This is a genomic window from Meridianimarinicoccus marinus (assembly GCF_040689105.1).
Lineage (GTDB): Bacteria > Pseudomonadota > Alphaproteobacteria > Rhodobacterales > Rhodobacteraceae > Meridianimarinicoccus > Meridianimarinicoccus marinus.
In genome coordinates, this window is sequence record NZ_JBFBVU010000062.1 from 1 (window position 1) to 6943 (window position 6943).

At 62.1% G+C, this 6943-nt stretch carries 7 protein-coding genes and 1 pseudogene; all 8 read left to right on the forward strand.

Features of this window, described 5'->3' with window-relative positions; translation table 11 throughout:
* Positions 1-284, forward strand: a 284-nt coding sequence (locus AB0T83_RS19935; RefSeq protein ID WP_366194954.1) for a hypothetical protein, incomplete at its 5' end; no start/stop codon positions are given.
* Positions 285-337: 53 nt separating this feature from the next.
* Positions 338-1654 carry a malonyl-CoA decarboxylase gene (locus AB0T83_RS19940; protein ID WP_366194955.1) on the forward strand — a complete coding sequence of 439 codons (1317 nt, stop codon included), beginning with the start codon at positions 338-340 and terminating at the stop codon, positions 1652-1654.
* A 10-nt stretch (positions 1655-1664) separates the two neighbouring features.
* Positions 1665-3173, forward strand: a complete 1509-nt coding sequence (locus AB0T83_RS19945) for a malonate--CoA ligase (protein ID WP_366194956.1) — start codon at positions 1665-1667, stop codon at positions 3171-3173.
* 29 nt (positions 3174-3202) lie between these two features.
* Positions 3203-3421: a hypothetical protein gene (locus tag AB0T83_RS19950; protein WP_366194957.1), complete on the forward strand. Its 219-nt coding sequence runs from the start codon at positions 3203-3205 to the stop codon at positions 3419-3421.
* 12 nt (positions 3422-3433) lie between these two features.
* Positions 3434-4240 (forward strand): annotated as a pseudogene (locus tag AB0T83_RS19955) (type 2 periplasmic-binding domain-containing protein); the annotation flags it as partial.
* Between the two features lie 61 nt (positions 4241-4301).
* Positions 4302-4910: a TRAP transporter small permease gene (locus AB0T83_RS19960; protein ID WP_366194958.1), complete on the forward strand. Its 609-nt coding sequence runs from the start codon at positions 4302-4304 to the stop codon at positions 4908-4910.
* Position 4911: 1 nt separating this feature from the next.
* Positions 4912-6231 carry a TRAP transporter large permease gene (locus AB0T83_RS19965; RefSeq protein WP_366194959.1) on the forward strand — a complete coding sequence of 440 codons (1320 nt, stop codon included), beginning with the start codon at positions 4912-4914 and terminating at the stop codon, positions 6229-6231.
* A 15-nt stretch (positions 6232-6246) separates the two neighbouring features.
* Positions 6247-6732, forward strand: a complete 486-nt coding sequence (locus tag AB0T83_RS19970) for a GlcG/HbpS family heme-binding protein (RefSeq protein WP_366194960.1) — start codon at positions 6247-6249, stop codon at positions 6730-6732.
* The last annotated feature ends 211 nt before the right edge of the window (positions 6733-6943 follow it).

Sequence of the window (6943 nt, forward strand, 5' to 3'; positions counted from 1 at the left end):
CACTACCAAAAGACCGGGACCTTTCTGGCCGAAACCCCGGATGCGATGCAGGAATAGGCCCAGACGCGGCGGGCAGAATTGTCGCCCGTGGTGATGCAGCAAACAAGGGCCGACGGGGCGATCCGTCGGCCCTTTTTTCTTTGGTCGACTGTGTGGGCAGCATTGGCCTCATGAATGAAATCGGCTCTGCCGCCCCCGCCGCGCGGAAATCTGACCCGTTCTCCCATCGCCACGGCCACGATTTCATGCACGCCCCGCCAATTTTTGTTTTCTATTGGCGATAAAAATGCTAATCATGTTAAAATATCGATTTTATAGCGCGAATCTCCAAGTCGACATGCAGAAAATCCAATCGAGCTATCTTGTCGATCTACTTTCGACCATCACGGCCCGTCCGCGCTTGGGCAGTCGTCCGTCCGACCGTCGCTCTCCCAGAGAGTTATGCGATCTGTTACTGACCGATCTTGGCGATCTGCAGTCAAGCCAGGTCTCGCGCGCCCTGCTGGCGAAATACAGCGAACTGAGCGCGGAAGAAAAATACGCCTTCTTCCAGATGTTGGCGCAGGACTTCGACATCGATGCCCCGCGGCTTGCCGATCTGGCGGCAAAATACGCCGCAGAAAAATCGCCCGACACGCTGGCCCGGATCATTGCCTGCGCCGAGCCGCGCCGCCAGGAATTGCTGCGCCGGCTGAACCGGGTGTCCGGGGCCACCGCCGATCTGGTGGCGATGCGCCTGGATCTTCTGGCCGCGATGCGCGATGCGCCCGAACTTGAAGTGATCGACTTCGATTACCTGCATCTGTTCCGATCCTGGTTCAACCAGGGCTTTCTGGTGCTCCGCCGCATCTCCTGGGACACACCGGCCAGCATTCTGGAAAAGATCATCGCCTACGAGGCGGTCCATGCGATCAACAGCTGGGAAGAGTTGCGCCGGCGGCTTCTGCCCGAGGATCGTCGCTGTTACGCCTACTTCCACCCGGCGATGCCGGACGAGCCGCTGATCTTCGTCGAAGTTGCGCTGACCGAGGGCATTGCGGGCAACATCCAGGATGTGCTGGCCGAAGACAGGCCTGCGCTGTCGCCCGAGAAGATCGATACCGCGGTCTTCTATTCGATCTCCAACTGCCAGAAAGGGCTGCGCGGCATCTCTTTCGGCAATTCGCTGATCAAACAGGTGGTCGAAGACCTCAAGACCGCCCTGCCCGGACTGACCACCTTTGTCACCCTCTCGCCGATCCCCGGGTTTCGTCGCTGGGCTGAACGTCAGCTTGGCGATTTGCCCGAAGGTGCGGCAGACGCCGCCGCGCTGGCACGCGCCATGGCAGCCGCCGGCGACGGTGCCGCCGGGGCAGATGCACTACGTGGCTATGTCGCCCACTACCTGATCGAGGAAAGGCACCCGCGCGGCGGGCCACTCGATCCGGTGGCGCGCTTTCACCTCGGCAACGGCGCGCTGGTGCACGAGATCAATCTCGGCGCCGATCTGTCCGAGAACGGCCTGCGGCAGTCCTGCGGGGCGATGGTCAACTATCTCTATGATCTCGACCAGATCGACCGCAACATCGAGGGCCATTCGGCCAGCGGCTCCGTCGCCCATACCCGGGCGCTGGCCAACCTGCTTAAATCACATGCCGCCAAGACAAAGAACTGAGCATCCAGATATGACCAACCATCTCTTCGACCGCCTTTTCGGACTCCACGCGACGAGCGATGCCCCCTTCCTGCTCCTGCCCGACGGCGACGTGTTTTCCTATAGGGACTTCCTCGCGCTTTCGGCGCGCATGGCCAATGTCTTTGCCGATCTCGGGCTGGAAGAGGGCGACCGGGTCGCGGTGCAAACCGGTAAGTCTGCGCAGGCGCTGGCAATCTATGCCGCCTGCCTGCGCGCCGGTCTGGTGTTATTGCCGCTCAACACCGCCTATACACCCTCCGAGCTTCAGTACTTCATCGGCGACGCCGAGCCGGGACTGGTGATCTGCGATCCGGGCAAGCAAGACGCGATTGCATCGCTGCTGTCACAAGGCACGACCCTGCTGACCCTCGACACGCAGGGCGCGGGCAGCCTGATGACTAGGGCACAGGCCGCAAGCGCGGACCAAGTGCCCCTGCCCTGCGGCCCCGACGCCTTGGCGGCGATCCTCTATACGTCGGGCACCACAGGACGCTCCAAGGGCGCCATGCTGAGCCATGACAACCTGCTGTCGAATGCCCAGGCGCTGGCCGATCTGTGGCGATTCTCGGACAGCGATGTGCTGCTGCATGCGTTGCCGATCTTTCACACTCATGGGCTGTTCGTGGCCGTCAATGTTGTGGCACTGACCGGCGGCGCCATGCTGTTCCACCCTGGCTTCGAGATCAATGCCATCATCGAGGACTTGCCCCGCGCCACGGCGCTGATGGGCGTGCCCACCTTCTACACCCGGCTTCTCGACGACGATCGGTTCACCAAGGATCTGGTGGCGCACATGCGGCTCTTCGTGTCCGGCTCGGCACCGCTGCTGGCGGAAACGCACACGGAATTCGAAAGCCGTACCGGTCATCGGATCCTCGAACGCTACGGCATGACCGAGACGAACATGAACGTCTCCAATCCCTACGAGGGTGCCCGCCGCGCCGGTACCGTCGGCTTCCCGCTGCCGGGCGTCGATCTGCGCATCACCGACCCCGAGACCGATGAGGCACTGCCCGACGGCGACATCGGCATGATCGAGGTGCGCGGTCCAAACGTCTTCAAGGGCTACTGGCGGATGCCGGAAAAGACCGCTGAAGAATTGCGCGAAAACGGCTTTTTCATAACCGGCGATCTCGGCCAGATCGACGCGCAAGGCTATCTGTCGATTGTCGGGAGGCAGAAAGACCTGATCATCTCGGGCGGCTACAACATCTACCCCAAGGAAATAGAGGTTCTGCTCGACACCCTGCCCGGTGTGGGCGAATCCGCCGTGGTCGGCGTACCCGATGCCGATTTCGGCGAGGCGGTGATTGCCGCCGTTGTCCCGGCCACTGGCGCCACCCCCGACCCTGAAACATTGCTGGAGGCGTTGCGCCCCCAACTTGCCCGGTTCAAGCACCCGCGCGCCATCCACATTCTCGATGAACTGCCCCGCAACACGATGGGCAAGGTGCAAAAGAACGTGCTGCGCGAGGCATTCACCGAAAAAACCGCCTGATTTTCATCAATCTCTTGGGAGGAGACCCGATGACCAACCCGACCAAATTTCTGACTGCCGCCCTGCTTGCGGCCACCACCCTTGGCACCGCAGCGGCCGCCGCCAATGTCGACGGCCCCTCGGTGTTCTGGAAAATCTCCATGTATGGCAACCCGCGGGCCCTGACCTCGGGCATGGAGGCATTGGCCGAAAAGGTGGCGGCCGAGACCGACGGCAAGTTCCAGATCCGCATCTTCTATGCCGAGTAACTTGGCCCGGCGCGTGAAAACCTCGACGGGCTGAAGCTGAACGCCTTCGAAGGCGCGGGCATCTGCAACTTCTACCACCCCGGCAAGAACCCGGCCTGGATGGTCTTCTCGCTGCCCTTCCTGCCGGTTGAAAGCCCGGCCGCCGACCGCGCCATCCGCGCCAAGATGTTCGAACATCCGGCCATCGTCGCCGACATGGAAAAGTGGAATGCCATTCCCTACGTCTCGGGTCTGCTGCCGCAGTTCGAAATGATGGGCAAGGGGGAGGCGCCGCAGACTCTGGATGACTGGAACGGCCTTCAGGTCCGCGCCGGCGGCGGTCTGGGCGATGCGATGGAACTGCTCGGCGCTTCCAAGCAGACGCTGTCGGCAGGCGAGACCCTGACCGCCTTCCAGAACGGCACCGTCGATGTGGCAGCCTTCCCGTTCACCTATGCCCATGTGGCCTTCAAGATCAATGAAGAGGCCGACTGGTACACTGCCAACCTCTCGCCCGGCAGCGCGGAATGCGGCTGGGTGCTGAACAAGACGGCGTTTGAGGCGCTGCCTGAGGCCTATCAGAACCTGCTCTGGGACAACCGCGATCTGGTCCTGGATACACAGTTGGCCGCCTATGCCGCGCAGGACGAGGTGAACCTTAAGCTGTTCGAGGAAACGCTCGATAAAGTCGAATACAGCGCCGAGGCACTGGACGCCTTCCGCCAGGCCGCAGGCAAGCCGATCTGGGATCAATGGGTGGCCGACAACGCGGCGAATTTTGACGCCCAGGGCGTGCTGGAAGCCTATCTCGGCTATGCCCAAGAGGCTGCGGGTCAGTAACCCCCCCCCGGCGGCGGCACCAGGCCACCGGTGCCGCCGAAATTCTTGAAACGGACCCCCGATGACAGATCTTTCCCCGCGCCGCGGTCCCGTGGCCCGCGCCGACCGGCTGCTTGCCCCCGTCGAAGACGCCACCAACTTCATTGCCGCGCTGTTCATCTTTGCCCTGATGTGTCTGGGCATCGCGCAGATCGTGCTGCGCACGCTCTTTGATGCGCCGATTACCGGCTATGTCGATCTGGTCGAACTGTCGATGGGCGGCATGGCCTTTCTGGGCGCCGCCTATACGCAACGCATGGGCGCCCATATCCGCATGGAATTGCTGCTGGGCAAGCTGCACGGGAGGGCGCTCTGGGGGGCCGAGATCATTGGCGCGCTGATCGGCATGGCGATCATCGGCGTGCTGATCTGGTACAGCGGCGCGCATTTCTGGCGCTCGTTCCAGCTTGGTGACACCTCGATCGACGCAGAGTTTCCGGTCTGGCCATCCAAGCTGATTGTGCCGGTGGCCTTCTCGCTGTGGTTTCTGCGGCTGACCATACAACTCGCTGGCTCGATGCGGCTTTTCATCGACCCCTCCTGCCCACCGGAGGGCGTGACCCTGATGAAACACGCGGCAGATATTGCCCGCGACGAAGCGCAAGACGCGCTCGACACGAAAGAGACCTGACATGATTATCGGACTTGGGTTTCAGCATCCGCTGCTGGTCGGGCTGATCGGGATCTGCCTGCTGATCTTTCTGGTTGTGCTGGGCGTGCGCGTCGTCTTTGCGGCCAGCGCAATCGGGCTGCTGGGTCTGGTCGAGCTGATCGGCTGGGGTCCGGCGGCTGGCGTCATCGGCATCGTACCGCACGCGAAATCGACCGTCTACGCGCTGTCCGTCCTGCCGATGTTCATCTTCATCGGTTTTGTTGCCTTTCACGCCGGCATGACATCGCAACTGTTCGACGCGGCCCGCAAATGGCTCAGTTGGCTGCCCGGAGGTCTGGCCGTATCGACGGTGTTCGCCACCGCCGGGTTCGCGGCGGTGTCCGGTGCCTCCACCGCAACCTCAGCCGTGTTCGCCCGCACCGCCATCCCCGAGATGCTGAAATACGGGTATGACAAGCGCCTCGCCGCAGGGGTGGTTGCCGCGGGCGGCACGCTCGCCACCCTGATCCCGCCTTCAGCAATCCTTGTGATCTATGCCATCATCGTCGAGGAATCCGTGGGCCGCCTGCTGCTGGCCGGATTCCTGCCCGGCCTGGTTTCGGCGCTGGTCTATGCCGCAATCATCATCGTCTGGGCGATGGCCAAACCGGACCATGCTCCCGCTGTGCCGACGGCACAGTGGGGCGAACGCTTTGCCGCCTTGCCGCCGCTGCTGCCGATCATGGCGGTGGTCTTCATCATCATCTCGGCGATCTACCAGGGCTGGGCAACGCCCACCGAGGCAGGCGCCCTTGGCGCCGGCATCGTCTTTGCCGTTGCGCTTTTCAAGGGCACCGGGCTTCGCCCCATCGCCGCCAGCCTGATGGAGACCGCCAAGCTGACGGTGATGATCTTCTCGCTGATCTGGGGGGTAACGCTCTTCGTGCGCTTCCTCGGCTTCTCGGGCGTTGCCGAGGCCTTTACCAGTTGGGTCGTTGCCATCGACGCGCCGCCGATGGTGATCATGATCTGCATTCTTCTGGCCTATGCCGTTCTGGGCATGTTCATGGATGCGATCGGAATGCTGCTGCTGACCTTGCCAGTGGTCTATCCGGCGGTGATGGCACTGGGCTTCGATTCCATCTGGTTTGGTATTATCGTCGTGAAGATGGCCGAAATCTGCCTCGTCACCCCGCCCATCGGGTTGAACTGCTTCGTGGTCAGCGCGGTCCGGCCCGATATTCCCTTGCCCACTGTCTTTCGGGGCATCGCCCTGTTCTTCGTGGCCGACGTCATCACCATCATCGCCCTGCTGGCCTTCCCCGAAATCGTCACCTGGCTGCCCGACCTGATGCGCTGAGAAAGGACCCTTTCCATGAAACTCGCCTCATCACTCTCCCTCGCCAAGGCCGAGAAGATTGCCACCACCACGCTTCAAATCGGCCGGCGCGAAAACATGAAGCCGCTGACCGTGGTGGTTCTCGACAGCGGCGGGCGCATGGTCTGCATGAAATCCGAGGATGGCTCCGGCCTATTGCGTTTCGAAATTGCGCTTGGCAAAGCCTATGGCGCGCTTGGCATGGGTCTGAACAGCCGCACGATCCGCGATTACCTCTCCAGCCGACCCAGCTTTCAGAACGCTATTGCCGCCGCCTCTGACGGTCGGTTCATTCCCGTCCCGGGCGGCGTTCTGATCGAGGACAACACCGGCATGACCATCGGCGCGGTAGGCATCAGCGGTGACGCCTCGGACCGCGACGAGTATTGCGCGATCCATGCCATCCAAGCCGCAGGCCTAGCCGCTGACCCGGCCACCGAAGCTGACGATTGGCACGCGGCTTCGCTTTCCGACAAACACTGAACTTCCGGCCAGCACGGAGATACGTTCGGGGGACTCTCCCAACTTGTGCCTGACCGAAAGCGGCGAAAGATCGCTGCGCAATCCAATGTGTGCCGTTGCAATCGCGGTGATCACGTCCAGATCATATTCGACAGGCCTAAGTGTTTGATCCCATTGTTTGATGGTGCGATCCTTTCTCAGGAATGGAAGGGAGCATTGCGGGACAAGTTCG

Bases quoted from the DNA above. Each gene is read 5' to 3' on its own strand.
- AB0T83_RS19940 (WP_366194955.1), top strand. From the start codon at position 338: ATGCAGAAAATCCAATCGAGCTATCTTGTCGATCTACTTTCGACCATC.
- AB0T83_RS19945 (WP_366194956.1), top strand. From the start codon at position 1,665: ATGACCAACCATCTCTTCGACCGCCTTTTCGGACTCCACGCGACGAGC.
- AB0T83_RS19950 (WP_366194957.1), top strand. From the start codon at position 3,203: ATGACCAACCCGACCAAATTTCTGACTGCCGCCCTGCTTGCGGCCACC.
- AB0T83_RS19960 (WP_366194958.1), top strand. From the start codon at position 4,302: ATGACAGATCTTTCCCCGCGCCGCGGTCCCGTGGCCCGCGCCGACCGG.
- AB0T83_RS19965 (WP_366194959.1), top strand. From the start codon at position 4,912: ATGATTATCGGACTTGGGTTTCAGCATCCGCTGCTGGTCGGGCTGATC.
- AB0T83_RS19970 (WP_366194960.1), top strand. From the start codon at position 6,247: ATGAAACTCGCCTCATCACTCTCCCTCGCCAAGGCCGAGAAGATTGCC.